The organism is Paenarthrobacter sp. GQ52 (assembly GCF_059759005.1).
In genome coordinates this window covers 41,778-67,530 of the sequence record NZ_JCAXEJ010000021.1, presented here as the reverse complement: position 1 = coordinate 67,530, position 25,753 = coordinate 41,778, and the positions used below count along the sequence as shown (strand labels likewise).

The window sequence follows — 25,753 nt, the reverse complement described above, 5'->3', positions numbered from 1 at the left end:
TAGCAGTGGGATTCTTGATCATTTCGCTAGGCCATTGACAGGCAATGGAGAATCGCCGAAGTGAGGCGAATCCTACCTACCATGTTTTGTCCAACCCGATCGAAAGCCAGCTGGATTGCAGCTTCGTCAGTCGACGGATTGGGGCCTTGCTGTAAACACAAGCTCTCCGCGGCGATACATCGGCATCGTCAGAGGAACTCCAAAGACCCTTTGCGTCATGTCCGAGACACCCTGCCTCAGGAACGGAATGATGGCGAATACGGCAACCTGATTCGCGAAATCGAGCAGAATCTCCTCAGGAACAGCATCCATATCCAGACCGTTCACCTCGTACTCGGCCGCAGCGTCCACCATGATTGTGCCAGGTTCCGAATCAATCAGTGTCGCCAATCGAACACGAAACTTGCCCGCCTCGTCGTTTCGAGCGAATTGAAGAGTGAATTCCGGCTCGATTTCGTACGTATCCTGTTTAAAAAGCGAGTCGTGAGTCGCGTCTTCATTGGCACGCTTCGCTGATAATTCCATGAACGTGACCGACTCAAGTGATACGGCGTTAACGAATGCCTGGATGTCGATCTTACACACCCGCCATCGTCCGCATGCGCGGCGCCCGCCATGTACTTTTTGGGGCAGCCTGGACCCTCATAGGAATGTGCACGGTTTCAGCGAGCATCTCAAATGGCAGGGCATGCTCTTCGCAGTCATCAATGACACTGTTTTGAATGCGCCCTCCCACAGCTAGGGCGTAGCGTCGGATTGTGGAAAGCGTAGGGTTGCTGTCGTAGCGCTCGAATGCAGCAACCGTGGGTTGACTGACGCTCATTCGTTCGGCGACCACTTCCTGCGAAATCCCATGTCGCTTGCGTAGATCAATGAGTGACCGCATCAGTTGATCGTGCGCCTCCACAAGGGCGTCGGCACGAGCCTCGATGCGCGCGATTTCTTCCATCATAGATTAAAGTCTATATGCGATGCGGCCTGCGGCCAAGATGATCACGGCATCTCCCATCGACGGCCCTCGCCCAAGTAGTACAAGTTGCGAGCAACGGCGATCTCCGCATCCTGTGCCGCGTAGATATGAACTCCTGCATCCGTGACTTTCTCATGTATGTGATGGCCGATGAAGACTTCAGGCTCTTCCGCCGGCTCGGAGTGGTACATGCGCACCAACACCGTCAGATGAACTGGCGATGCAGTGGGAGATTCGCGTTCCGTCACATTGACGTCCTGCCACCGGATCTCGTACAGCGGAGCCGGACGCTCCTCATCCACCCCTTTGACTTCGTCAACCGGCAGGAGTGCTCCCGCGCACGCTTTTCGGATCCGCCCCTTGAATTCAGACTTGACCATAGAACTGCTGTACGGGTTCCAAAGACGAATTGGTCCGCTCAGCGCCGCCATGAACCGCTCGGTAGCCCTCTCGACTGCGGCCTGATCACTACTAACCCCATCAAACCAATGGAAGCCAATGGTCACAGACGAGGAGCAGCGCGATGTCGAACGGTCATAATTCACTTCAACATACTAACTAGTCAGACCCCTACGACCGTCGCGCAAGGAGCCCCCAGGCACCCCCATATCGACCCGAGCGCGCCGAGGCGGCACTTCATCATGCGAAGATCCTGACGGATATTCCCATTCCGCACTTCTGGTATCCCGAACCCCCACCTCACCACCCACCCCCTTGACTCCCACCCCCACCTTCCCTAAACTTTTCATAAAGCAGAATCTAAATTCCACAAAGCGGAAACCTAAGCCAAGCACCAAGGCCTCGTCGAAGCACAGGGAAGATAGATCAAAGCCCCTCCTCGGAAGGACCTACGATGACGTACACAGTGAACTGCTCCATCCTCCTGACGGAGCTGCCCTTGCTCGAGCGCCCCGCCGCCGCGAAGGCAGCCGGTTTTGACGCCGTCGAGTTCTGGTGGCCCTTCGCCACTTCGGTTCCCACCGACAAAGAGACAACCGAGTTCGAAACCGCCATTAAGGACGCCGGTGTTCAGCTCACGGGCCTGAACTTCAACGCCGGCAACATGCCCGGCGGCGACCGCGGCCTGGTTTCCTGGAAGGGACGTTGCTCCGAGTTCAAGGACAACATCGACGTCGTAGCCGGCATCGGTGAGCGCCTGGGCTGCAAGGCCTTCAACGCCCTCTACGGCAACCGCCAGGACGAATTCACCCCTGAAGAGCAGGACGAACTCGCGGCCAAGAACCTCGCCGCAGCAGCAGAAGGCGTCGCCCGCATCGGCGGCACCGTCCTCCTCGAACCGGTCAGCGGCGCACCCAAGTACCCGCTCCTCACCGCCGAAGACGCACTCAAGGTCATCGCCCGCGTCAAGGCAGAATCGGGCGCACAGAACATCAAGCTCCTCGCCGACTTCTACCACTTGGCAGTCAACGGCGACGACGTCGAATCCGTCATCGAGAACCACGCCAAGGACTTCGGCCACATCCAGATCGCCGACAACCCCGGCCGCGGCGCTCCCGGAACCGGCACGCTCCCCCTCGGCGAGTGGATCGCCCGCAGCCGCGAACTCGGCTACGACGGCTACATCGGCCTCGAGTACAAGGAACCGCAGGAATCGGCCTTCAGCTGGGCCATCCGCCAGCGCGCCAACGCCAACTAAGCACGGGGCGCCCAACTAAGTAGCAGCAGAGCGCATTTAGGGCCCTCAAAACGCGCACTAATGCGACCTAGTTGGGTAAGCACACCCGGGTTAAAACACACACAGACTTCCCCAGAAAGAGAACTACTATGAGCAACGTTGCAGTCATCGGACTCGGAATCATGGGCCTCCCCATGGCCATCAACCTCGTCAAGGCCGGCCACACGGTCACCGGTTTCAACCGCAGCCAGGACAAGATCGACAAGCTCGTCTCCGAAGGCGGCCAGGGTGCCACCAGCATCGCGGACGCAGTCAAGGACGCCGACGTCGTCATCACCATGGTCCCCGACTCCCCCGATGTTGAGGGTGTAGTCAGCGGCAAGGACGGCGTCTTTGCCAACGCGAAGAAGGGCACCCTCTGGATCGACGCATCCAGCATCCGCCCGGATGTCGCCAAGCGCCTCTCGGACGACGCCGTAGCAGCAGGCATCCGCCCGCTCGACGCTCCCGTATCCGGTGGCGAACAGGGCGCCATTGACGCTGTCCTGTCCATCATGGTCGGCGGCGAAGCGGCAGACTTCGAGGCAGCACAGGATGTCCTCAACGCAGTGGGCAAGACCATCGTCCACGTCGGCCCGTCCGGCTCCGGCCAGACCGTAAAGGCAGCTAACCAGCTGATCGTAGCCGTCAACATTCAGGTCCTCGGCGAGGCCATCGCCTTCCTTGAGGCCTACGGCGTAGACACCGACGCAGCACTGAAGGTCCTGGGCGGCGGCTTGGCCGGCTCCAAGGTCCTCGAGCAGAAGGGTCAGAAGATGCTCGACCGCAACTTCGACCCCGGCTTCCGCCTGGCCCTCCACCACAAGGACCTCGGCATCGTAACCTCCGCAGCCCGCGAAGCCAACGTCGCTGTCCCGCTCGGCGCAGTCGTCGCCCAGCTCGTCGCCGCAACCGTCAACCAGGGCGACGGCGGCCTCGACCACTCGGGCCTCTTCAAGCAGGTCCTCCAGCTCAGCGGCCGTAAGTAAGCCCAAAGGCAACTAAGCAACAACAAGCAGGGAACCCGCCGTCGCACTTAAACGACGGCGGCTCCCTCACCACACCCAAAAACACCACAGACTTCGCCCGATAGGGCAAAAAACAAGGAGTACACCATGGCTAAGATGCGCACCGTTGATGCGGCAGTCGCCATCCTGGAGAAGGAAGGCGCCACCGAGGCTTTCGGCCTGCCAGGCGCAGCGATCAACCCCTTCTATTCCGCAATGCGTGCCCACGGCGGCATCCGCCACACGCTGGCCCGCCACGTTGAAGGCGCCAGCCACATGGCCGACGGCTACAGCCGCGCAGCTGACGGCAACATCGGCATCTGCATCGGCACGTCGGGCCCCGCAGGCACGGACATGATCACTGGCCTGTACGCAGCCCAGGCCGATTCCATCCCCATGCTCTGCATCACCGGCCAGGCACCCGTTGCCAAGCTGCACAAGGAAGACTTCCAAGCCGTGGACATCGAGTCCATCGCCAAGCCGTTGACCAAGTTCGCCATGACCATTCTGGAACCGGGCCAGGTTCCCGGCGCGTTCCAGAAGGCTTTTCAGCTGATGCGCTCGGGTCGCCCGGGCCCGGTCCTGCTGGACCTGCCCATCGATGTTCAGATGGCCGAGATCGAGTTCGACATCGACGCCTACGAGCCCCTGCCGGTGGAGAAGCCCAAGGCTTCCCGCAAGCAGCTGGAAAAGGCCCTGGACCTGCTGACCGCTGCCAAGCACCCGCTGATCGTTGCCGGTGGCGGCATCATCAACGCCGGCGCTTCCGCTCAGCTGGTTGAGCTGGCCGAGATCCTGAACGTTCCGGTTATCCCCACGCTGATGGGTTGGGGCACCATTCCGGATGACCACCAGCTGATGGCCGGCATGGTTGGCCTGCAGACCTCGCACCGCTACGGCAACGAGACGTTCCTGCAGAGCGACTTCGTGATCGGCATCGGCAACCGTTGGGCCAACCGCCACACCGGCGGCCTGGACACCTACACGGCAGGCCGTAAGTTCGTTCACATCGACATTGAGCCGACGCAGATCGGTCGCGTTTTCTCGCCGGACCTGGGCATCGCGTCCGACGCCGGTGCGGCGCTGGACGGTCTGTTGGGGCTGGCTCGCGAACGCCAGGCTGCAAAGACCCTGCCGGACTACTCGGGTTGGGTTGCCGAATGCCAGGAGCGCAAGGGTTCCCTGCACCGCAAGACCAACTTCGACAACGTGCCCATCAAGCCGCAGCGCGTGTACCAGGAGATGAACAAGGCCTTCGGCCGCGACACCACCTACGTGTCCACCATTGGCCTGTCGCAGATCGCCGGCGCACAGATGCTGCACGTGTTCGGTGCGCGCAAATGGATCAACGCAGGCCAGGCCGGACCGCTGGGTTGGACCGCTCCCGCCGCACTGGGCGTTGTTCGTGGAACCCCGGATGCCACCGTTGTTGCCCTGTCCGGCGATTACGACTTCCAGTTCATGATCGAAGAACTGGCCGTTGGCGCACAGTTCAACCTGCCGTACATCCACGTTGTGGTGAACAACAGCTATCTGGGCCTGATCCGTCAGAGCCAGCGCGGTTTCAACATGGAGCAGAACGTTTCCCTGGCCTTCGAGAACATCAACAGCCCGGAGACCAACGGCTACGGTGTGGACCACATCAAGGTTGCCGAGGGTCTGGGCTGCAAGGCCATCCGCGTTGAAGACCCGAACGATCTGCCTGCCGCTTTCGACAAGGCCAAGGCACTCATGGGCGAGTTCAAGGTTCCCGTGGTTGTTGAAGTGATCCTGGAAAAGATCACCAACATCTCCATGGGCGTTGAGATCAACGGCGTGAACGAGTTCGAAGAGATGGCAGAAACCGCGGCGGACGCACCCACCGCGATCCTGACCAAAGCGTAAGTAAGTAAAGGAAGGAGGCACCGGAATGCGTGTTGTCATCGCCCCGGACAAATTCAAGGGCTCGCTGTCCGCGCCCGACGTCGCCAAGCACCTGGCAACAGGCCTGCTCGCCGGCTTCGGTTCGAAGGGTTTTGAAGCAACACGCATTCCGGTGGCCGACGGCGGCGAAGGAACCATCGACGCCGCCATCGGCTCCGGCTTCACCCGCCGGACCACCACCGTCACCGGCCCGCTCGGCGAGCCGGTGCAGGCCGACTTCGCAGTGCGGGACCAGGAAGCTGTCATCGAAATGGCGGCAGCTTCCGGTCTCGCCCTCCTCCCGGACGGCCCCACGTCCCAGACCGCCAAAAACGCAACCAGCATCGGCACGGGCGAACTCATCCGCGCCGCGCTGGACCTCGGCTGCCGCAAGATCATCCTGGGTGTGGGCGGCAGCGCCAACACCGACGCCGGCGCAGGAGTCCTGCAGGGCCTCGGCGCCGTGTTCCTGGACAAGAACGGCAACGAACTCCCCGGCGGCGGTGCCGCCTTGGCACAACTGAGCAGCATCGACTTCTCCAACTTCGACGTCCGCGTCGAGGCCACAGAGTTCGTGTTGGCGTCCGACGTCGACAATCCCCTTTTGGGGGCAAGCGGAGCCCCAGCCATCTTCGGTCCACAGAAGGGCGCGACACCGGACGACGTCACCGCACTGGATGCGGCAGCAAGCCACTTCGTGGACGTGCTCGCGGCAACCACCGGCCAGCACGCCAAGTTTGCGGCCAAAGCCGAAGGTGCCGGAGCAGCGGGCGGCGTTGGCTACATAGCCATCGCGGCACTGAAGGCAGAGCGCCGGCCGGGTATCGACGTCGTGCTTGAATTCACTGAACTCGAGCACAGGCTCAAAGGCGCCGATCTGGTGATCACCGGAGAAGGCAGCCTGGACGAGCAAAGCCTGCTCGGCAAGACCCCCATGGGCGTCTCGCGGGCGGCGCAACGGAACGGGGTTCCCGTGATCGCAGTGTGCGGCCGGAGTACCCTGAGCCGTGAACAACTCACGGATGCCGGCTTCCACACGGTCCACGCCCTGACCGATCTGGAAAAAGATGTCCAAAAATGTATCGCTGAAGCAGGTCCGTTGCTTGAACAATTAGGTAAGCACATAGGCGTGTACCTGGCGGAACGGACCGAAAACAAGGAGTACCTCAATGTCTGAAGCAATCGGCGCCTATGACCTCGTTATCCGGGGCCAGCGCATCCTGACCACCGCCGGACTCGCAGCCCGCGAAGTTGGCATCCGCGACGGTATCATCGTCGCCATCGAACCCCTGGGCAACGGCCTGACGGGCGACGAGGTCATCGAACTCGCAGACGACGAAACCCTCATCCCCGGCCTGGTGGACACCCACGTCCACGTCAACGAGCCCGGCCGCACCGAGTGGGAAGGCTTCGCCTCCGCCACCCGTGCCGCAGCTGCAGGTGGCGTGACCACCATTATCGACATGCCGCTGAACAGCATCCCGCCCACCACCACCGTGGACGGTTTGGAGCAGAAGCGCGTTGTCGCCAAGGACCAGGCGTTCGTGGACGTCGGATTCTGGGGCGGCGCCATCCCGGGCAACAAGAGCGACCTCCGCCCGCTCCACGACGAAGGCGTTTTCGGCTTCAAGTGCTTCCTCCTGCACTCCGGCGTGGACGAGTTCCCGCACCTGGACGCGGATGAGATGGAAGAGGACATGAAGGAACTCAAGTCCTTCGACTCCCTCATGATCGTGCACGCCGAGGACTCCCACGCGATCGACCGCGCTCCGCACCCCGGCGGCGACCACTACGAAACCTTCCTGGCCTCCCGCCCCCGCGGCGCCGAGAACAAGGCAATCGCGGAGGTCATCGAACGTGCCCGCTGGACCGGCGCCCGCGCCCACATCCTGCACCTCTCCTCCTCCGACGCGCTGCCGATGATCGCCTCCGCAAAGCGCGACGGCGTCAACCTCACCGTTGAGACGTGCCCGCACTACCTGACCCTCATGGCCGAAGAAATCCCCGACGGCGCCACGGCCTACAAGTGCTGCCCGCCCATCCGCGAGGCCTCCAACCGCGAGCTCCTCTGGAAGGGCCTGCAGGACGGCACCATCGACTGCATCGTCTCGGACCACTCCCCCTCCACACTGGATTTGAAGGACCTGGAAAACGGCGACTTCGCAGTGGCATGGGGCGGCGTTTCCTCGCTGCAGCTCGGCCTGTCCCTGATCTGGACCGAAGCCCGCCACCGCGGCATCCCGCTGGAACAGGTTGTTTCCTGGATGGCCGAGAAGCCCGCCGCTTTGGCCCGCCTGCACAACAAGGGCCAGCTCGCCCTGGGCTACGACGCCGACTTCTCCATCTTCGCCCCGGACGAAGCCTTCGTTGTAGACGTCACCAAGCTCAAGCACAAGAACCCGATCACGCCATACGACGGCCGTCCGCTGGCCGGCGTCGTCCGCAAAACCTACCTGCGCGGCACCCCCATCGACGGCCAGAACCCCGGCGGCAAGCTGCTCCGCCGCGGCAACGTTTAGGTCAACGGCCATGGCAGTCAATGCCTACGGGCCACCGCCGTCGCGAGGATCCGCAGCCCGCGGGTCTTCCGCGCGCCGGAACGGCATGACCGCACACGGCCTGGCGCTCTGGGTCAACCCGGCCGAGGGCGACGAGATCGATCCCGCAGTCTGGGAACGGGCCGCACGCCTTGTGCTGGCCCGCGCCATGAAACTTGCCCCGGAGGCGGAAGTCCGCATCTGGCCCGCCACCGGGGCAGAGCACTCCGGCGTCGGCGACACTTCCTGGGGCGGCACTCCGCAGGAAGCCGCCGACGCCGGTACCAACGGCACACTCTCGCTCGCCGATGCCCTGGCGGAGGCGCGTTCGGTGACTCGTTCGAAAGAGTCAGAGCCCACAGCAGAGGGCGACAGCACCGCCGTCGAGCCCGTAACGTTGGCGAGCCGACGCAGCCAACTTGCGGTGGACCTCGCCGCTGAAGTAGTGCTGCTGGACGGCGAGCCGGTTTCCTTTACTGGCATGGAATATAAGCTGCTGCGCTACCTCGTGGTCAACTGCTCACGGGCCATCAGTCGTGAAGAATTGCAACGTTTTTTGGAGTCATTTGACCTCCCCGGCGCGGCATTTCGCTCGATCGACGTTTATGTTGGAAGGGTGCGGCGGAAGCTAGGCTCCGCCCGACACACCGTCGCCACCGTCCGTGGTGGCGGCTACCAGTTCGTGCCAGGGCCCTATGCCACAGTGCGCGGACCTGCGGAATACAGCATCTAAGTTCGCTGTTGTTAAAGATCAACGCCCCCGCAATTTGCATGACCGCTGTTGTTTGAAATGAAGGCCGGCTGTTTGCCGGTGAAACGTAAAGGATCGCCATGACCCAGAAACTCCTCGTCGGAACGCAAGCACCTGATTTCGCGCTTCTCGACGCCGACGGCACCAAGGTCTCGCTGTCCGATTACCGCGGACGCAACGTCATTGTGTACTTCTACCCGAAGGCAGCCACCCCCGGCTGCACCACCGAGGCTTGCGACTTCCGCGACAATCTCGCCAGCCTGCAGGGCAAGGGCTACGACGTCATCGGGATCTCCCCGGACGGCCCCGAGGACCTCGCTAAGTTCACCGGTGAATTCGCCCTGACCTTCCCGTTGCTCTCCGACGAAAACCACTCCGTGGCACTCGCTTACGGCGCTTGGGGCGAGAAGCTGGTCGACGGCGAAATCGTCGAAGGCCTGGTCCGCTCCACCGTTGTCCTCGACGGCGAAGGCACCGTGAAGCTCACCCAGTACCAGGTTTCCGCGCAGGGCCACGTCCAGGCGCTCAAGGAAGAGCTGGGCGTCTAACCCTCTCTCACGTCCCTAGGGCTTGAGCCGAACGCTCTTCCACATCCCTAGGGCTTGAGGGAAACCCTCTCGCATATAACTGCACAAATCGTGTAACGCCCGCCCACTTTTGTGAGCGGGCGTTTCATGTGTCGTGACTAAACGTGACAAATACCCAGCAGCATTAGTTAATGGAGCCATGGTCTCTTCCCCACCCGTGCGCCACGCTGTCGTTGTCGAAGATGACGCTGACATCCGCGGCCTCCTCGTCCTCGTCCTCGAGCAGCTCGATTTCGTGGTGACGGAAGCACCTGACGGTCTCTCCGGCGTCGAAGCTGTCCGCAGAACCAACGCCGAACTGGTGACGCTGGACATCAACCTCCCGGACATCGATGGCATGGAAGTCTGCCGTCGCCTCCGCGAATTCTCCGACGCCTACATCCTGATGCTCACCGCCCGGGCCGACGAGATTGACCGGCTCAACGGGCTGGACACCGGCGCGGACGATTACATCAACAAACCCTTCAGCCCCAAGGAACTCCAGGCGCGCATCCGTGCCCTGTTCCGCCGCGCCCGCACGCCCGCCGCGCCCGCCGAGGACACCGGCCAGAGCGACGAACTCGCCCGGGCAGCAGTGGTGCAGCAGAGCCTCCTGCCGCGCGAAACGGTCCGCCTCAGCGGTTACGACGTCGCTGGCGCCTTCCGCCCTTCGCGCAGCGTTGGTGGGGACTTCTACGACTGGTACCAGACCCGTGACGGCATGCACTTCACGTTCGCGGACGCCATGGGCAAGGGCATGGGTGCCGCACTGATCGCAGCAACGGTCCGCGCCGTGATGCGGTCCGTGGCGGACACCCCGGCCATAGACGCTGCGTTCGGCTCGGCCAGCGCCACCATTACCTCTGACCTGGACCAGTCCGGTTCCTTCGTCACCATGTTCCACGCGCGCCTGGACAGTGCCTCGGGCACGCTCAGCTATATCGACGCCGGCCATGGGCTTGCGCTGCACGTTCCCGCTGAGGGGGCGGCGCGGCGGCTGGTCTCCGCCGGACCGCCCGTCGGCATCCTGGACGACCAACTGTGGCCGGCTTCTGAGCTGGACCTGGAGCCGGGCGATTCGCTGGTTATCGTCAGCGATGGCGTGCTCGACGCCCACAATTCCTTGGAAGACTTCCAACGGAACGTGGAGAAGGTGGCGCGGATCGGAGCTACTGCCGACGATGTGTGCGCCGCCCTGCTCGAGTTGGCACCTGCGGCGACCGCCGAAGATGACGTGACTGCCGTCGTCGTACGCCGAAAACCAAACGCAGGACTGTAGACCGCAAAAGGGGGGATTTGTGACACGTTTCTGGACTCGGCTGATCGTTGTGCTGACGGTCATTTTGGGCGTCAACTACGTAGCGTGGCGTTGGATGGCGTCGCTGAACTGGGAGGCGTGGTGGATCGCCGTTCCGCTGGTGATCGCCGAGACGTACAGCCTGATCGACGTCATGTTGTTCGGCCTGACCGTGTGGAACATCAAATTCCGGAAACCGCCACCCCCTGCCCCGGAGACGGCCACAGTGGACGTCTTCATCACCACCTACAACGAGCCCTTGGATCTGGTGATGACCACGGCTTTGGCGGCCAAGGACATCCGCTGGCCGCACAGTACGTGGATCCTCGACGACGGCGACCGGCCCGAAATGCGCGAACTCGCCGAATCCAACGGGATTGGCTATGTCACCCGCGGCGCCGATTGGACGCCGGACATGCCGCGGCACGCCAAGGCCGGCAACCTGAACAATGCGCTCATGGTCACCTCTGGCGAGTACCTGTTGATTCTCGACGCCGACCAGATCCCCGAGCCTGACATCCTGGACAAGACGCTGGGCTACTTCAACGACGACAAAGTGGCGCTCGTCCAGACTCCGCAGTACTTCATCAACGTCCCCGCCGACGACCCCCTCGGCAGCCAGGCTCCCCTGTTCTACGGCCCCATCCAACAGGGCAAGGACGGCTGGAATGCGGCGTTCTTCTGCGGGTCCAATGCGGTCCTCCGCCGGGAAGCCCTCATGCAGCTGGGCCTGGTGGGCTACGTCAAAGCCACCGAGAAGAGTGTCCGGCGAGCCCTCGCCGCTTCGCGTACCGCCCTTAAGAAGGCACGCCGATCACCCGAGGCAGAGAACCCGCTGGTTGAGCAAATGCTGAACCAGGTGGAGGCCGCTACGGAATCCGCGCAGAAGGAACTCGAAGCAGGAGCGTCCCTCAGCGAAATCACGTACCGGGTTCGCCGCCAAGTGGACGATGCCGTTCGCACCCTCGTGGCCGCCGACTTCTCAGCACTCCAATCGGACCTCGAGGAGATCGCAGCCATGGAACTCGCCCACGTCGGCGAGTCGGGCGTGACAACCGTGGCGACTGACGCCGTCGACCGTATGTCCGGACGCGACTGGTCCCCGCTGGGTGCGCTCGAGTCGGTTCACGCTGTCCTGGACGCCATCTCGGTGGAACGCACCGACGAGGCCCAGCCAATCATGCCGCTGGCCACCATCTCCGTCACCGAGGACATGGCCACCGCGATGCGCCTGCATGGCCTGGGTTGGAAGAGCGTTTACCACCACGAAATCCTCGCCAATGGGCTGGCCCCTGAGGACGTCAAGACCATGCTGACCCAGCGTCTCCGCTGGGCCCAAGGCACCATGCAGGTCCTCCTCCGCGAGAACCCCCTGGTCCAACGCCGGCTCACGTGGGGCCAGCGACTCATGTACTTCTCCACCATGTGGACCTACCTGAGCGGCTTCGCTGCCGTGGTCTATTTCGCGGCGCCCATCATCTACCTGACGCTCGGCATCCTCCCGGTCAACAGCATCAGTTTCGGCTTCTTCATCCGCTTCATTCCATTCATGGTGGTGAATCAACTGCTGTTCCTGGTGGCCGGACATGGGATTCCCACCTGGCGCGGACAGCAGTACAGCCTCGCGTTGTTCCCCACCTGGATCAAGGCCTGCACGACGGCGGCCCGGAACGTTTGGTTCGGGCGTCCCCTCGGGTTCGCGGTCACCCCCAAAGCCCGGCAAAGCGGCGGGCCCAGTTGGAGCCTGATCCGGCCGCAGATCATCGTGGCGGTGCTGCTGGCGGTGGCGCTGGTTGTTGGCCTTATCCGGCTACTCGCCGGAATGTCCGAGCCCCTTGGCACACTGGTGAACGTGGCATGGGTTGCGTTCGATCTGGTGGTGCTGAGCGTGCTGGTCAAAGCAGTTTTGTACAAGGGTTTCGTGCCCGAAGTTGTCGGGCCAGAGCGCCCCGAGGAGAGGAATGCAGATGCAGTTTAGCTATGAGGTCAACGACTCCTACGCGGAGGTGAAGAGCGTGGGCCGGCTGAACATGGTGGCAGCGCCCAAGCTTCGGGAAGTAGTGGCCGAGGTTGTGGCCGCCGGCTCAAGCCGCGTGGTGGTGAACCTGGCAGAGACCGACTTCATGGATTCCTCCGGGCTCGGCGCACTCATCGGCTGCCTCAAAGCTGCGCGTCAGGCAGGCGGTGACCTTCGTATCGCAGGAGTGCAGCCGCAGGTCAAAATGGTCCTGGAACTGACCAACATGGACAGGGTACTCACTGCGTACCCCACCGCAGAAGCTGCGTTCGGCGATGACTGAGGTCATCGCCCACCGGGGCTTTCACGGGCCGTCCAACGAGGAAGCCATCGAGGCCATCCACAATGAGTTGGACGCCCTGTGGGACGACGCCTCCTTCGTGCCCGACATGGACCGGATGACCTTCGCTACGGCCGTCATCGAGGCTGCGGCGAACATCGTGCAGCATGCGCTTCCTGTGGCGGACGAGCCCGTGGAGATCGACGTGGACATCAGCGTCCGTCCCACTCGGCTGGTGGCACGGGTTAGTGCTTTCAACGCCCGTGAGCCATTTGCGAATGACATGCAGGCTTCGATGCCGGATTCGGATGCGGAGTCCGGGCGCGGGTTGGCTCTCATCGAGGCGCTGGTGACCACTGTGACTTTCGAGCGCCAAGACGGCACCAACACGTGGATTCTGACCCGCGATACCTGATCCTCTCTCACATCCCGCGCCCTTGAGCGCAACGCTCTATCACCTCCCGCGCGCTTGAGCGCCACGCTCTATCACCTCCCGCGCGCTTCAACCCGACGCTCTATCACCTCCCACCTGCTTCAGGCGCAACGCTCTATCACCTCCCACCTGCTTCAGGCGCAACGGGTTGTTCTGCCCATCGCCGCGCGACAAGTCTGCGTGAAAGCATTCGGTGAGATCCGCCGTCGAGCGCTAAACGAAACTGGGGACTAAATGAATTGCCGCACGCTTCGAACATCAGCACGCCCCTTCGCGCTGGCCGCTGCCCTTGTCGTGGGATCTGTTGGGATTGCCGGCTGCAGCGTCCCCGGCGAAACCAAACGGGAACCCAGCAAGGCACCTCCCATTACTTCCGAACCTGCTCCTGTGGCTGAAAGCATCGCCAAGTACGACGCTCTGACCGCGGAACTTGTTGCCGCCCTGGAAGAGAAGATGCCCGGCATCACCTGGGCCGTGGACGATACGGCAGACATGAGTCCAGCCCAAGACGGCAGATGCATGCTCTATCTGCAAAGCATGCAAAGCAGCGCGGACATCGTGGAACCGTCCAGGAACTTTGAGGATCTCTTCGCTGCGGCCGATCCCGTCCTGGAGAAGCACGGATTCCCTGCCTTCAACGGCATCGATCCCGTCCCCGGCGGGTGGGTGGTAACGCGCAGCACAGATGCTGTTGGCGCCACGGTGAGCATCCGATCAAAGTTCCCGGCCTACCTCGAACTCACAGCCCCGGTTAGGTCCGAGAGCTGCGACCCGGAGGAAATCCCGGCCAGCTGACCAAACCCGCGGGATGTGAGCGAGCGACCCACCCAAACCCGCGGGACGTGAGAGAGCGTGCGGGCTAGTCTTTCGCGATTGCCTCCTTTAAAGCGCCGAGCACCAGCGTGACAGAAGCCCTGTTGGCGTTCGGGCCCATCATGCCGATGCGCCATACAGTGTCCGCGAACTCCCCGACGCCCGAGCCGATTTCCATGCTGAAGTTCTCCAGAAGGTAAGCGCGGACGGCAGCCGAGTTGACGCCGTCGGGCACTTTCACGGTGGTGAGACTCGGCAACCGGGCGCCCTCGGCAGCGAACAATTCGAGCCCCATCTCCTGAAGCCCAGTCTGCAAAGCCGCGCCAGCTGAACGGTGCCGGGCCTGCACATTCTCAAGGCCCTCAGCAAGGATGCGGTCCAGGGCGGCTTCGAGCCCGGCGACCATGGTGACCGGCGCTGTGTGGTGGTACGTCCGGGCACCACTGGCGGCACCGACATACCCGCCCAGCAGCCCGATGTCGAGGTACCAGGAGCGCGGATCTTTGACGCGTCGCTCAAAGGCACGGTCGGACACCGTGAAGGGCGAAAGTCCCGGCGGCACACCAAGGCATTTCTGCGTTCCGGCGTATCCGACGTCGATCCCCCAGTCGTCCGCTCGGAGCTCCAGTCCGCCAATGGACGTCACGGCGTCAGTGATCAGCAGGGCGTCTCCCTTACCGACACCCAGCGCGGCAATGTCCGAGAGCACGCCGACGGAAGTCTCAGCGTGGACGGCGGCGATCACCTTGGGATTCGGGTGCGCGGACAGAACGCGCTCGGCATCTACGGGCTGGCCCCACTCGTGATCGACGCGGATCACCGTGGCCCCGCAACGCCGGGCGACTTCACACATGCGCGCCCCGAAGAGTCCGTTGACAGCGACTACTGCCACGTCGCCGTCGGACACGGTGTTCACGAAAGCCGCTTCCATCCCGCCGGAACCTGTGGCACTCAACGGGAGTGTGCGCGCATTGGAGGTACCCCAAACAGTCCGGAGGCCTTCGCAGGTGTGGTCGAGCCGTTCGATGAACACAGGATCAAGGTGGCCGAGCACGGGATAGGCCAGGGCAGCCATGGCTTCGGGGTAGCAATTGCTCGGGCCAGGACCGAACAGGAACCTGGACGTCAGAATGTGCGGCATGTGCGAACTCCTTCAGCTGGTTGAGGTCATTCTGCCCCAGCCTGCTGCACGGAGCTAACCAAACGCACCCCAGCACCCTGCAGCCGTGTCCGGTCAACGCCCCAGATCACCAAAGCGCCCAGCGCGAAGACTGCCCCAAGAACACTGGCACCGGCCCAACTCCAGGCGTCGAAGACCGGCGCAACGGCTGCTGCTCCCACGGCACTTCCCACCGAGTAGAACACCATGTAGCTGCCAATGATGCTGCTGGCCGAGTCTTCGGCGCCCGCCACGATCATGGTCTGACTGGTCACGTGGACGGCCTGCACCGCGGCGTCCAGCACCACGATGCCGGCGATGAACCAGAGCAGCGACCAGCTCCCCAGGGTCAACGCGAGCCACGAGCCCAGGAGCGCCACCAAACTGATGCCCGTGACCCGTTGTCCCCATCCGCGGTCGGCCGCAGCACCGGCCTTGGATGCGGCCAGTATCCCTACAAGACCGGCAAGCCCGAACAGCCCGACAACGCCCGGCGGAAGGTTCCAGGCGGGGCCGCTGAGCAGAAGCGACATGCCGCTCCACAGCACTCCAAAAGACGCGAACAGCAGCATGGTGATAAGCGCACGGGTACGGAAAACGGGATTGCGCCGCGTCAGGACCACCGCTGATGAAACGGCCTGCCAATAGCGCGCCTCGCCCCTTGATGTCTGCTCCCGTGGCATGGCGCGGAGGACTGCCAGCGACAGGACCACAGCAGCAAGTGCGGCAAAGATGTAAACCGACCTCCAACCCCAGAGGTCCGTCATGCCACCGGCCACGGTCCGCGCAAGGATGAGGCCACTCACGACGCCGGCGGTGACAGTTCCGATGTTTCCGCCTCTTTTGTCCGGGGTACTGGAGGCGGCGGTGTACGCGACGATGGCCTGTACAACGGATGAGGCCAACCCCAGTGTCCCGAACGCAAGCAGCAAGGCAGCTTCGGAGGAAGCCAGGGTCACGCCACAGGCACCCACAGCACTCGCTGCCACCTGAACGGTGATGAGTATGCGGCGGTCCACCAAGTCTCCCAATGGCACCAGGAGAACCAGCCCCACAAGATACCCGGCTTGTGATGATGCCACGACCCATCCGATGCTCGCCGCGGGGATACTCAGGTCGAAACCGATGCGCTCCAAGAGGGGCTGGCCGTAGTAGATGTTCGACACCATGAACCCGGCCACGACGGCGAGCAGCAGCAAGAGGCTACGGCTGAGTCCCTGTGTGGTTTTCGTCAGCTGATTACTGCTCATCTTTCCGGCCTCAAACTTTCGGTTTCAATATGCAACCATCCGAGCATATGGCAGAATGGTTTCATGTTGCAACCAAGTGATATCGCATGGACTGACCCCGAATGTCCGGTGGCAAGGGCAGCCGACCTCGTGGGCGACAAGTGGACCCTGCTGATCATTCGGGACTCACTGGACGGCAAGCGGCGGTTCTCAGAATTTGAGAGGTCGCTGGGGGTGGCGAAGAACATCCTTTCGGACCGCCTTCGCCTCCTCGTGGACAGGGGCGTCCTGACCCGTATCCCGAATGACCGCGGGACGCGGAGTGAATATGAGCTAACGAGCGCTGGGCGAGACCTCTTTACGTTGATCCTCAGCCTCCGGCAATGGGGCGAACGCAACGCCTTCAACGCCGGCGAAGCCCACTCCGCCCTCGTGGACCCAGCGACGGGTGAGCCGGTCCCGCAGCTCCGCCCACTCCGGGAAAACGGCGCGGAACTTACACCGGAACAAACACTGCTGGTCAAGGTTGGCGAATCGCTGCCGTAAAGCCGCCCTCTCAAGACCCGCCAAGTCCAAACTGCTAAGGTTACTCACCAATACTGAGGCCGCCACGAATAGGGGACGAGAGTGACGACTGAAGGAAAACAGGCGCCCGAGCAAGGCGTCAGCGGCGAGGTAAGCCAAGACCGATTCGTCGCCGGGCAGGACCTGACGCGCTGGAAATCCCCTGCCGGCCGGGCGCTGGCAGGCGGCGCTGAAAAAGTTACGTCCCTGCTCGGCCCTTATGCAGCGCTGATTATCACGCTTATTGCAGGACTTGGCATCGCCCTGTCACTGGCCCTTGTGTTCGGCGAGGTCTACGAGTCCGTGACCGAAGCTGACGGCGTGGCCGGATTGGATGATCCCGTGCTGGCGGCAGCCAAGACGGTGCGCTCCCCCGCCTTGGACGTAGCCACCACCGCCTACACGAATATTGGCGGCACCGTTGGCATGCCCATCATTGCCGTGGGCATCATGATTTTCCTGGCCACCAAACGGCGATCATGGACACCTGTCATCCTGATGCTCGCCGCCGGGCTGGGTTCCCTGATCATTACCATCCTGGGCAAGCCGCTCTTCGGCCGCGCCCGCCCGGACCTCGTTGATGCCATCCCTCCCTACGAGCACTCGGCATCTTTCCCCAGCGGCCACTCGCTCAACTCACTAGTGATCGCCGGAATCGTGGCTTACTTGATCATCCTCAGGCTCAAGACCACCAAGGCGAGGATCATCACTGTTCTCGTGGCGGCAGCGTTCGCCTTCACCATGGGTCTAAGCCGCGTTTATCTAGGTCACCATTGGCTGACGGACGTCCTGGCGGCATGGGCCATCGGCATCGCTTGGCTGGCGTTGGTAATTACCGCCCATCGCCTCTACCTCACGGTCCGAACACGCCGTCACAGGGCGATAGTCTCTTGACACCAGCCCGCTCACTCGGCTTAATTGAATTACGTATGCTGAAATAACAGTTCCATGATGCGGAAGCTTGAAGCACGGGCTTCCTCCTGTACCAGCAGGAGTTCCGCATAGCCCACACCATGGATGCCAGCATTTTGCATGAGGATGACACAAGCATGGAGCTTGCAGTATTCAACAGTGTTGACCGTGACGAGGCCATCAGGACTCTCACCCCCTGCCTGGACATCAGCCGCTGGGTGGAAGCAATCGTCGACGCGCGCCCCTACGCCGGCGTCGACGAGCTGCTGGGGCAAGCCCAGCGCGCCGCCGAGCCGTTTACCGCGGCCGAGGTGGAGTCCGCCATGGCACACCACCCACGGATCGGCGAACGTCCCAAGGCCCAGACCACCGAGGCGGCCATGTCGCGTTCGGAGCAGGCAGGTGTGGATCCCGGCGACAACCAGACAACAGCAGCACTCGCCGAGGGAAACCGCGCCTACGAAGAAAAATTCGGCAGGGTCTTCCTGATCCGCGCTGCAGGCCGCAGCGCGCAGGAAATGCTGGGGGCCCTACAGGAGCGCCTCAACCACACCCCCGAAGAAGAAGACACAATCGTGGCCGGCCAGCTGCGGGAGATCGCACTGCTGCGCCTCTCCGGACTGATCAGCGAAGGAGTCAACGCATGAGCGTTTCACAAGTAACAACCCACATTCTGGACACCGGTTCCGGCCGCCCGGCGGCGGGTGTCGCCGTCGTACTTTACGTCCGGGAAGGTGACGACTGGACCTTGGTGGCGAAGGGCGAAACCGACGCCGATGGCCGCATCAAGACCCTTGGTCCGGAACGGATTCCCGGTGGTGCTTACCGCCTGAACTTCGCCACCGGCGCCTACTACGAGGGCCTCGACACGGAGACGTTCTTCCCGGAAGTCGACCTGAACTTCACAGTTTCGGACGCCGGCGAGCACTACCATGTGCCGCTCCTGCTGAGCCCGTTCGCCTTCTCGACCTACCGCGGCAGCTAGCCACCCCCACCGAGTTCACAGATAAACCCCATGTTCTTCGGAAACATGGGGTTTATCTGTCACTTGGGCGGAGAAAGGTACGCTTGAAGGCATGGCTTCAGAGGACACCACCCCCAACTCCGCCCGTCGCGAGATCACGGTTCGCCGGGCACCCAAGTTCGTACCCTTCATGATTCTGGGAGCCGTGGTTGGTGCAATCGTGGCTGCAATCATCGCCTACGGCCGCCAGGCCGACCCCGCTTTTGATGCCGGCACGGTGTTTGGATTCTTCCTCATCGTCTGCGCAGGCGGCGGCGTCATCCTGTTCTCCATCCTCGCCCTGATCCTGGACCGCCTTAGCGTCAAGCGCACCCAGCGCGCCGTGGTGGAGCCCGTTCCGGACTCGGTTCCGGATGAAGGACCAGAGAACGACGACGTCCGCTAAGTCAGGCGCCCGGCCCGCCTCTTCACAGGGGTCCCGAATGTGAGACACACCGCATTTTCGCGGGAACACGCCAGTTCAAGGGGTCACATAGGCAGCGGGGGAACGTACCACGGCCACAACATGAGACAATCGACCAGTGGCACGTGGCGACGGAAAACTTTCTCATGATCTTCTCCCCGGCGAAAAAGGCCCCCAGGACGCTTGTGGCGTCTTTGGGGTTTGGGCTCCCGGTGAAGAAGTAGCAAAACTCACCTATTACGGGCTGTATGCGCTGCAGCACCGCGGACAAGAATCGGCTGGTATCGCTACCAGTGACGGCAAGCGCATCAATGTCTATAAGGACATGGGCCTTGTGTCCCAGGTCTTCGATGAGACAACCCTGAACACCCTTACCGGGCACCTGGCCGTTGGCCACTGCCGGTACTCCACCACCGGTGCAAGCCACTGGGCCAATGCGCAGCCAACCCTGGGTGCGACAGCAACCGGCACGGTTGCCTTGGCTCACAACGGCAACCTGACCAACACCGCTGAGCTTCGGGAAATGATCCTTGAGCGCAACGATGGCCAGCTGACCGGTGAAATGAAGCAGGGCAACACCTCGGACACCGCACTGGTGACCGCTCTCCTCGAGGGCGAAGAGGGCAAGACCCTGGAGCAGACCGCCTTGGAGCTGCTGCCCAAGATCAAGGGTGGGTTCTGCTTCGTCTTCATGGATGAGGGAACCCTCTACGCAGCCCGCGATACCTATGGCATCCGTCCGCTGTGCCTGGGCCGTTTGGAGCGCGGCTGGGTTGTCGCTTCCGAGCAGGCCGGCCTGGCTACTGTTGGCGCTAGCTTCATCCGCGAGATCGAGCCCGGCGAGTTCATTGCCATTGACGAGGACGGCGTCCGTTCGCAGCGCTTCGCCGAGGCAACCCCCGCCGGCTGTGTCTTCGAATACGTCTACCTCGCCCGCCCGGATGCTGCCATCGCCGGCCGCTCCGTGTACGAGGCCCGCGTGGAAATGGGTCGCCAGCTGGCCCGCGAAAACACGCATGAGGCCGACCTTGTTATCCCGGTGCCCGAGTCCGGCACACCCGCCGCTGTGGGCTACGCAGAGCAGTCCGGCATTCCGTTTGCGCACGGCTTCGTCAAGAACGCCTACGTGGGCCGCACGTTCATCCAGCCGTCGCAGACCCTGCGCCAGCTGGGTATCCGTCTCAAGCTCAACGCCCTGGAATCCGTGATCCGTGGCAAGCGCATTGTTGTGGTGGATGACTCGATCGTCCGCGGCAACACCCAGCGGGCCATCGTTCGGATGCTCCGCGAAGCCGGCGCCGCCGCAGTGCACGTCAAGATCTCCTCTCCCCCGGTTCAGTGGCCCTGCTTCTACGGCATCGACTTCGCGTCCCGCGCGGAACTCATCGCCAACGGCGCCACCATCGAGGAGATCTCCCAGGCAATCGGCGCTGACTCACTGGCCTACATCTCCGAAGACGGCATGATCGGCGCTACCCAGCAGCCGCGCGAACGCCTCTGCACGGCCTGCTTCACCGGCAAGTACCCCATCGAGCTGCCGCACGCGGACAAGTTGGGCAAGAACCTGCTGGAGCGCACCGACCTTGGCGGCCTGCCTGCTGCAGACGAGGCCGCTTCGGTGGACGATTCCGAGGACCCTGCCGAGAAGCCGGGCGCCACGGGTTGCGATCCCGGACCCGACGCCGAATTCGAAAACCTGCTTACCGACGCTGATCGTTTGACCGACGCCGACAAGAAAGAGTCTGTATGAGCTCCGCAACACCCGCCGCTGAGAATAACTCCGGTATCACCTACGCCTCCGCGGGTGTCGACGTTGAAGCGGGGGACCGCGCAGTCGAACTCATGAAGGGCGCCATCAAGGCGACGCACAACTCCTCGGTGATTGGCGGCGTCGGCGGTTTCGCTGGCCTGTACGACGTCTCCCGGCTGCTGACCTACAAGAAGCCGCTGCTGGCAACGTCCACTGACGGTGTTGGCACCAAGGTTGCCATTGCGCAGGCCATGGACATCCACGACACCATCGGTTTTGACCTGGTGGGCATGGTGGTGGACGACATCGTTGTGGTGGGTGCTGAGCCGCTCTACATGACCGACTACATCGCCTGCGGCAAGGTTGTCCCGGAGCGCATCGCGGACATCGTCCGCGGTATCGCTGCTGCGTGTTCCGTGGCCGGCACCGCCTTGGTGGGTGGCGAAACCGCTGAGCACCCGGGTCTCCTGGGTGAGCACGAGTACGACGTCGCAGGTGCCGCAACAGGCATCGTCGAGGCAGACGCCCTGCTCGGCCCGGACCGCGTCCGCGCTGGCGACGTGGTCATCGGCATGGCTTCCTCCGGCCTGCACTCCAACGGCTACTCCCTGGTCCGCCGCGTCATCAACCACGCCGGCTGGGCCCTGGACCGCCAGGTCTCCGAACTCGGCCGCACGCTGGGCGAAGAACTCCTGGAGCCCACCCGCGTCTACGCAGCTGACTGCCTTGACCTCGCCCGCACCTTCCCGGTCACGGGCAGTGCAGCAGTGCACGGTTTCAGCCACGTCACCGGTGGCGGCCTGGCTGCCAACCTGGCCCGTGTCCTCCCGCAGGGCCTCGTAGCCACCGTGGACCGCAACACCTGGGAACTGCCTGCGATCTTCAAGCTGGTCTCCGAGCTCGGCAACGTTCCGCTGGCCGACCTGGAGCGCACGCTGAACCTCGGTGTGGGCATGGTTGCCATTGTTTCCGCCGAGGCAGCCGATGCTGCAGTGGCCCGCCTCAACGACCGCGGCCTGCCGTCCTGGGTCATGGGTACCGTTTCGGCTGACAGCGACTCGATCGATAAGACCGGCCCGGACTACGTCCAGGGCGCCAAGGGCGTCGACGGCGGCGCTGTCCGTTTGGTGAACGCCTACGCCTAAGCGTTATCGCTTCATAGAGAGCGGCCGGGCAGTCATGGACTGCCCGGCCGCTCTTTTTGTATGCATTTGAGTCAGTAGGGACACCCATATTCGTTCCCGCTGCGGAAAAGAGCGTCCGACACCCACATCCGGGCAGCGCCGACCCGTTTGCGAGGCACTTGGGAATATGCGCGGCGCCCGGCCGCTCTTTCTGCTGCTGCCCCTCCTAGACCTGTACCAGGCTAAGGACACCACCCTGCGGGTCCTGAATGGTGGCAAGTGACCCCGTTTCGGGTTTGTCCTCCGGTTCAACGAGGAGCTCTCCCCCGGCTGCCGCTGCTGCTTCCGCTGCTTTTCGCAGATCCGCTACGCCGAAGTAGATCTGCCAGCCGGCCTCGTCGCCCTCCTCGGCAGGAACTATGCCAGCCACTTCGTCACCCTTGACCATCAGCGTGCTGTAGCTGCCGCCGTCGTCCTGGGGATATTCGGTGACCTCATGCCCGAAAAGCTGCTGGAAGAACGCGACGGCGGCTTGCGGCTCGGGCGTCAGCAATTCCGCCCAGGCCAACGCCCCGGGCTCGTTGAACAAGTGACTGCCCACATGGGTGCCGGCCTGCCAGATGCCCGTGGTGCCGCCGCCCGGAGGCTCGATGAACGCCAAGACCCCGGTGTCGGCCACGGCCTCTGGGCCGAACTGGAGTTTCCCTCCCGCGTGGACCGCGTCCTCCGCGATTTCCTCGGTGTCGGTGGCCGAAATGTATATGTTCCACTGGCCACGTGTTCCGGCGGCCTCCTGCATGGAGTTCTGCGGGGCGATCACAGCCACCAACTGATCCTTGACGAAGGCCTGCGCATAACTGCGGCCATCCGGCGTGGGCAGGTCCTTGAAAGTCCAGCCGAAGACCTGTTCATAGAAAGTCTTGGCTGCCGCGACGTCCCGTGTCTGAAGGTCGGCCCAGCACGGCTCTCCACTGGCATAGTGCTTTCGTGATGTCATGCTGCCAAGCCTGCCATGATGCTGAACGCTGCTCCCGCTGGATCCATGAGAACTGCCATTCGCCCAACTCCCGGCACATCAAAAGCCGGTGCAATGATATGGCTGCCCAGCTCAACGGCTTGCTTCACCGTGTCATCAATGTCCACCACGTTGAAGTACGTCATCCAGAACGGTGACAGGCCTTCAATAGGCAACTTAAGGGCACCCGCGATTCGCTTTCCATCCACCAGCAGGCTCGTGTACTCCTGCAGGTCACCGGCCGGCGCAGTCTCGCTGGTGCAACCTGTCACAGCCTCGTAGAACGCCACGGCCTTGTGGACGTCATCTGTCTGCAGTTCATTCCAAATCATGGTCCCGGGCTCGTTGACCAAGCCCGAACCGGGATGGTTGCCAGCTTCCCAGAAGCCGATCTGGGCGCCCGTCGGATCTGTGGCGAAAAACATACGTCCGCTGCCGTTGGGAACCGAATCTGGAGGGAAAAGCAGGGTTCCGCCAGCGGCTTCCACGCGGCGGGCGGCCTCGTCAGCGGAATCAACGGCAAGATAGTTCGCCCAATAGGAAGGCATTCCCTCCGGGGCATCGGGCAGTTGCTGCATCATTCCGGCGACGTAGCGGCCTTTGAGCTTGGCCATGTAATAAGTCATACCATTTCCGGCATCCATGGCATCCAGTTCCCACCCGAAGAGGTCGCTGTAAAACTTCTTGGAAACTTCTATGTCGGTGGAGGACAGGTCCACCCAGCACGGTGTTCCCTGCTGATAACTCTCGACCTCCGGCATGGATTTCCCTTTCGATGCGCCCGAACTCCAGCCTACGCAAAAAAGAGCCCCCAGGGTACGCCAAAGAATGGCGTGGCCTGGAGGCCCTTTTTCAAAAGATATACGGCATTCGGAAATGCGCGATGACCTTGCACGACGGCGGTCCGCAACTCAGTGCCATAAGCACCTGTTGGTTGCGACGGCTATCCGATCCGACGGGTATCTACCTCGTCGTCGTCATCTTCCGCGTACTTGTCCTCGTAGGCCGAATAGTCCGGCTCCGGGGGATCGTCGGGGAAGTGGCTCTTGACACGACTGGACGGACCCGTGAGCTCCCGCTCAAGTGCCGAATAGTCAGTGTTCGGGGAATAGTACTTAATATCCCGAGCCTGCTTGGTAGCTTTTGCCTTTTGACGGCCGCGCCCCATGGCGTGACCCCCTTTTGTACTTGGACCGGAGGTGGTCACCTTGGCTATCGGTGAGGCCCCGGAATGTTTGGTCAATTTGTCGTATGTCTAGATTACATGCTTTCGGGGGTGCCTGCGCGCCACCAGGACCCCGCGTCCGAGCCGACTAGGGTTGAAACCACGCGGTTACACCTCCAAGAGAAGCAAAAATTGGGTAGAGTCTGCCTCAATGCGGCTCCACAGCAGGAAGGCACACTCCGGAATATGAGCCAGGACAACACTTCACCCCATGACGGTTCACGACGCGAACAAGGCGAGGATGGAGTGCTCCCTGCGCCCCAAACACCACCTTCGCCGGGTCAGCAACCGTCATCCGCTCCCTGGGCGCCGCCCTCAGGTCTGCAACCGGATCCCGCACCCGAGCTCGATCCTGACTTTGTTACCAATCCGGCAGGCCAGCCCGATCCCGCGTTGCCACCCACGGATGCACAGCCGGCTGGGGACTCAGCGTCGCCGGAAAATGCCCATGCACCCGTTTACGCCAATGCGCCTGCTTACGCTGGGCAGCAACCCTTAGCCGGCCAACAGCCATACACGGGTCAGGAATGGAGGCCGGAACCACAGGGCGATCAAGCCCTGCACGGACAGCCGGAACCTCATGGTGATCCGGTCAAGCGGCAGCGGTTGGTTATCGGCGGAATCGTTGTTGGCGTGCTCATACTCATCGGAGTGGTGATTTGGGTCCTGCTCAACCTGCTGGGCACCCGTCCCGAAGCAGCCGTGTCCACACCCAGCGCGGCTCCGACCCCGGGCCCCCTCCCCCGCGATGCAGAGGCAAAGGACTTCCAAGTGGGCGACTGCTTTGCCGACTTTGATGCCAACGCCTCAAAAGCCAGGGCCGTAGCCTGCGACACCGAGCACTCAGCCCAACTCGGCGCCGTCCACACATACGGATCTGATGAATCCTTCCCTGGAACCAATGCTCTCAGGGACAAAGGGCGCGAGGTTTGCAAGGACGTGAAGCTCAACGCAGCGGCCGACAATTACGTGCTGCTTCAGCAGAACGTTTACCCGAGCACCACCAGTTGGGATCGGGGCGACCGCCGCGTTGATTGCTTCATCGTGGTGGATTCCGGCAACACCATCTCCGAAGATCTCCTCGCGAAGTAGCCTGAAAC

At 62.7% G+C, this 25,753-nt stretch carries 28 protein-coding genes; 20 read left to right on the top strand and 8 right to left on the bottom strand.

The genetic code is table 11. The features are described 5' to 3' along the window. Nucleotides 1-126 precede the first annotated feature (126 nt). The 3 genes from AC6CH8_RS20075 to AC6CH8_RS20065 are packed head-to-tail and all read right to left on the bottom strand — an operon-like array spanning nt 127 to nt 1,515. Complete coding sequence (locus AC6CH8_RS20075; RefSeq protein WP_498192036.1) at nt 127-585, bottom strand: hypothetical protein; 459 nt, start codon at nt 583-585, stop codon at nt 127-129. Further along, nucleotides 578-952: a helix-turn-helix domain-containing protein gene (locus tag AC6CH8_RS20070; RefSeq protein WP_498192035.1), complete on the bottom strand. Its 375-nt coding sequence runs from the start codon at nt 950-952 to the stop codon at nt 578-580. Before AC6CH8_RS20070 ends, AC6CH8_RS20075 begins: the two co-directional genes overlap by 8 nt. A 41-nt stretch (nt 953-993) precedes the next feature. Further along, entirely contained in the window at nt 994-1,515 is a 522-nt protein-coding gene (locus AC6CH8_RS20065; protein ID WP_498192034.1) for a hypothetical protein, read from the bottom strand. 308 nt (nt 1,516-1,823) lie between these two features. On the opposite strand from AC6CH8_RS20065, the gene AC6CH8_RS20060 reads away from it, so the two are divergent. The 12 genes from AC6CH8_RS20060 to AC6CH8_RS20005 all read left to right on the top strand — a co-directional run bounded on the left by AC6CH8_RS20060 (nt 1,824) and on the right by AC6CH8_RS20005 (nt 14,230). Beyond that, on the top strand, nt 1,824-2,627 hold the full coding sequence (locus tag AC6CH8_RS20060; RefSeq protein WP_105692055.1) for a hydroxypyruvate isomerase family protein: 804 nt from the start codon (nt 1,824-1,826) through the stop codon (nt 2,625-2,627). Nucleotides 2,628-2,698: 71 nt separating this feature from the next. After that, nucleotides 2,699-3,634 carry a 2-hydroxy-3-oxopropionate reductase gene (locus tag AC6CH8_RS20055; RefSeq protein WP_498192033.1) on the top strand — a complete coding sequence of 312 codons (936 nt, stop codon included), beginning with the start codon at nt 2,699-2,701 and terminating at the stop codon, nt 3,632-3,634. A gap of 126 nt (nt 3,635-3,760) precedes the next feature. Further along, complete coding sequence (gene gcl, locus AC6CH8_RS20050; protein ID WP_498192032.1) at nt 3,761-5,536, top strand: glyoxylate carboligase; 1,776 nt, start codon at nt 3,761-3,763, stop codon at nt 5,534-5,536. Between the two features lie 25 nt (nt 5,537-5,561). Continuing rightward, complete coding sequence (locus AC6CH8_RS20045) at nt 5,562-6,731, top strand: glycerate kinase (RefSeq protein WP_498192031.1); 1,170 nt, start codon at nt 5,562-5,564, stop codon at nt 6,729-6,731. After that, the gene (gene allB, locus AC6CH8_RS20040) at nt 6,724-8,073 is read left to right on the top strand and encodes an allantoinase AllB (protein ID WP_498192030.1); all 1,350 of its coding nucleotides are present in this window, start codon (nt 6,724-6,726) and stop codon (nt 8,071-8,073) included. The genes AC6CH8_RS20045 and allB overlap by 8 nt, the downstream gene beginning before the upstream one ends. A gap of 10 nt (nt 8,074-8,083) precedes the next feature. Then, a complete protein-coding gene (locus tag AC6CH8_RS20035) occupies nt 8,084-8,824 on the top strand; it encodes a winged helix-turn-helix domain-containing protein (protein ID WP_498192029.1) in 741 nt (246 codons plus the stop codon). Nucleotides 8,825-8,922: 98 nt separating this feature from the next. Continuing rightward, entirely contained in the window at nt 8,923-9,390 is a 468-nt protein-coding gene (bcp, locus tag AC6CH8_RS20030) for a thioredoxin-dependent thiol peroxidase (protein WP_091470169.1), read from the top strand. A 178-nt stretch (nt 9,391-9,568) separates the two neighbouring features. Further along, nucleotides 9,569-10,687: a PP2C family protein-serine/threonine phosphatase gene (locus AC6CH8_RS20025; protein ID WP_498192028.1), complete on the top strand. Its 1,119-nt coding sequence runs from the start codon at nt 9,569-9,571 to the stop codon at nt 10,685-10,687. 19 nt (nt 10,688-10,706) lie between these two features. Beyond that, entirely contained in the window at nt 10,707-12,683 is a 1,977-nt protein-coding gene (locus AC6CH8_RS20020; protein WP_498192027.1) for a glycosyltransferase family 2 protein, read from the top strand. After that, nucleotides 12,673-13,005, top strand: coding sequence for an STAS domain-containing protein (locus tag AC6CH8_RS20015; RefSeq protein WP_091470163.1), 333 nt, complete (start codon nt 12,673-12,675; stop codon nt 13,003-13,005). The genes AC6CH8_RS20020 and AC6CH8_RS20015 overlap by 11 nt, the downstream gene beginning before the upstream one ends. After that, on the top strand, nt 12,998-13,417 hold the full coding sequence (locus AC6CH8_RS20010; RefSeq protein ID WP_498192026.1) for an ATP-binding protein: 420 nt from the start codon (nt 12,998-13,000) through the stop codon (nt 13,415-13,417). Before AC6CH8_RS20015 ends, AC6CH8_RS20010 begins: the two co-directional genes overlap by 8 nt. Nucleotides 13,418-13,822: 405 nt before the next feature. Beyond that, nucleotides 13,823-14,230, top strand: a complete 408-nt coding sequence (locus AC6CH8_RS20005; RefSeq protein ID WP_498192025.1) for a hypothetical protein — start codon at nt 13,823-13,825, stop codon at nt 14,228-14,230. A 64-nt stretch (nt 14,231-14,294) separates the two neighbouring features. Here the strand turns inward: AC6CH8_RS20005 and AC6CH8_RS20000 are convergent, their stop codons facing one another. Together AC6CH8_RS20000 and AC6CH8_RS19995 are read right to left on the bottom strand one after the other, a co-directional pair. Further along, complete coding sequence (locus tag AC6CH8_RS20000) at nt 14,295-15,389, bottom strand: pyridoxal-phosphate-dependent aminotransferase family protein (protein WP_498192024.1); 1,095 nt, start codon at nt 15,387-15,389, stop codon at nt 14,295-14,297. Between the two features lie 26 nt (nt 15,390-15,415). After that, nucleotides 15,416-16,657 carry an MFS transporter gene (locus tag AC6CH8_RS19995; protein WP_498192023.1) on the bottom strand — a complete coding sequence of 414 codons (1,242 nt, stop codon included), beginning with the start codon at nt 16,655-16,657 and terminating at the stop codon, nt 15,416-15,418. A 63-nt stretch (nt 16,658-16,720) separates the two neighbouring features. Between AC6CH8_RS19995 and AC6CH8_RS19990 the strand changes: the two genes are divergently transcribed. The 7 genes from AC6CH8_RS19990 to purM all read left to right on the top strand — a co-directional run bounded on the left by AC6CH8_RS19990 (nt 16,721) and on the right by purM (nt 22,434). Next, nucleotides 16,721-17,182 carry a winged helix-turn-helix transcriptional regulator gene (locus AC6CH8_RS19990; RefSeq protein ID WP_474661372.1) on the top strand — a complete coding sequence of 154 codons (462 nt, stop codon included), beginning with the start codon at nt 16,721-16,723 and terminating at the stop codon, nt 17,180-17,182. Between the two features lie 81 nt (nt 17,183-17,263). Next, on the top strand, nt 17,264-18,094 hold the full coding sequence (locus AC6CH8_RS19985) for a phosphatase PAP2 family protein (protein WP_498192022.1): 831 nt from the start codon (nt 17,264-17,266) through the stop codon (nt 18,092-18,094). 155 nt (nt 18,095-18,249) lie between these two features. Then, the gene (gene uraD, locus AC6CH8_RS19980; protein WP_498192021.1) at nt 18,250-18,759 is read left to right on the top strand and encodes a 2-oxo-4-hydroxy-4-carboxy-5-ureidoimidazoline decarboxylase; all 510 of its coding nucleotides are present in this window, start codon (nt 18,250-18,252) and stop codon (nt 18,757-18,759) included. Then, complete coding sequence (gene uraH / locus AC6CH8_RS19975; RefSeq protein WP_498192020.1) at nt 18,756-19,097, top strand: hydroxyisourate hydrolase; 342 nt, start codon at nt 18,756-18,758, stop codon at nt 19,095-19,097. The genes uraD and uraH overlap by 4 nt, the downstream gene beginning before the upstream one ends. 91 nt (nt 19,098-19,188) lie before the next feature. Beyond that, a complete protein-coding gene (locus AC6CH8_RS19970; protein WP_014922809.1) occupies nt 19,189-19,521 on the top strand; it encodes a hypothetical protein in 333 nt (110 codons plus the stop codon). A gap of 136 nt (nt 19,522-19,657) precedes the next feature. Beyond that, nucleotides 19,658-21,289 carry an amidophosphoribosyltransferase gene (gene purF / locus AC6CH8_RS19965; protein ID WP_091470142.1) on the top strand — a complete coding sequence of 544 codons (1,632 nt, stop codon included), beginning with the start codon at nt 19,658-19,660 and terminating at the stop codon, nt 21,287-21,289. Beyond that, complete coding sequence (gene purM, locus AC6CH8_RS19960) at nt 21,286-22,434, top strand: phosphoribosylformylglycinamidine cyclo-ligase (RefSeq protein ID WP_091470140.1); 1,149 nt, start codon at nt 21,286-21,288, stop codon at nt 22,432-22,434. The genes purF and purM overlap by 4 nt, the downstream gene beginning before the upstream one ends. 205 nt (nt 22,435-22,639) lie before the next feature. Here purM and AC6CH8_RS19955 read toward each other — a convergent pair whose 3' ends face one another. The 3 genes from AC6CH8_RS19955 to AC6CH8_RS19945 all read right to left on the bottom strand — a co-directional run bounded on the left by AC6CH8_RS19955 (nt 22,640) and on the right by AC6CH8_RS19945 (nt 24,596). Beyond that, nucleotides 22,640-23,410 carry a VOC family protein gene (locus AC6CH8_RS19955; protein ID WP_474661378.1) on the bottom strand — a complete coding sequence of 257 codons (771 nt, stop codon included), beginning with the start codon at nt 23,408-23,410 and terminating at the stop codon, nt 22,640-22,642. Further along, nucleotides 23,407-24,189: a VOC family protein gene (locus AC6CH8_RS19950; RefSeq protein ID WP_498192019.1), complete on the bottom strand. Its 783-nt coding sequence runs from the start codon at nt 24,187-24,189 to the stop codon at nt 23,407-23,409. The genes AC6CH8_RS19955 and AC6CH8_RS19950 overlap by 4 nt, the downstream gene beginning before the upstream one ends. A 182-nt stretch (nt 24,190-24,371) precedes the next feature. Beyond that, nucleotides 24,372-24,596, bottom strand: a complete 225-nt coding sequence (locus AC6CH8_RS19945) for a DUF3073 domain-containing protein (RefSeq protein WP_011776148.1) — start codon at nt 24,594-24,596, stop codon at nt 24,372-24,374. Between the two features lie 243 nt (nt 24,597-24,839). Here AC6CH8_RS19945 and AC6CH8_RS19940 point away from each other — a divergent pair, with 243 nt between their 5' ends. Further along, nucleotides 24,840-25,745: a septum formation family protein gene (locus AC6CH8_RS19940; protein ID WP_498192018.1), complete on the top strand. Its 906-nt coding sequence runs from the start codon at nt 24,840-24,842 to the stop codon at nt 25,743-25,745. The last annotated feature ends 8 nt before the right edge of the window (nt 25,746-25,753 follow it).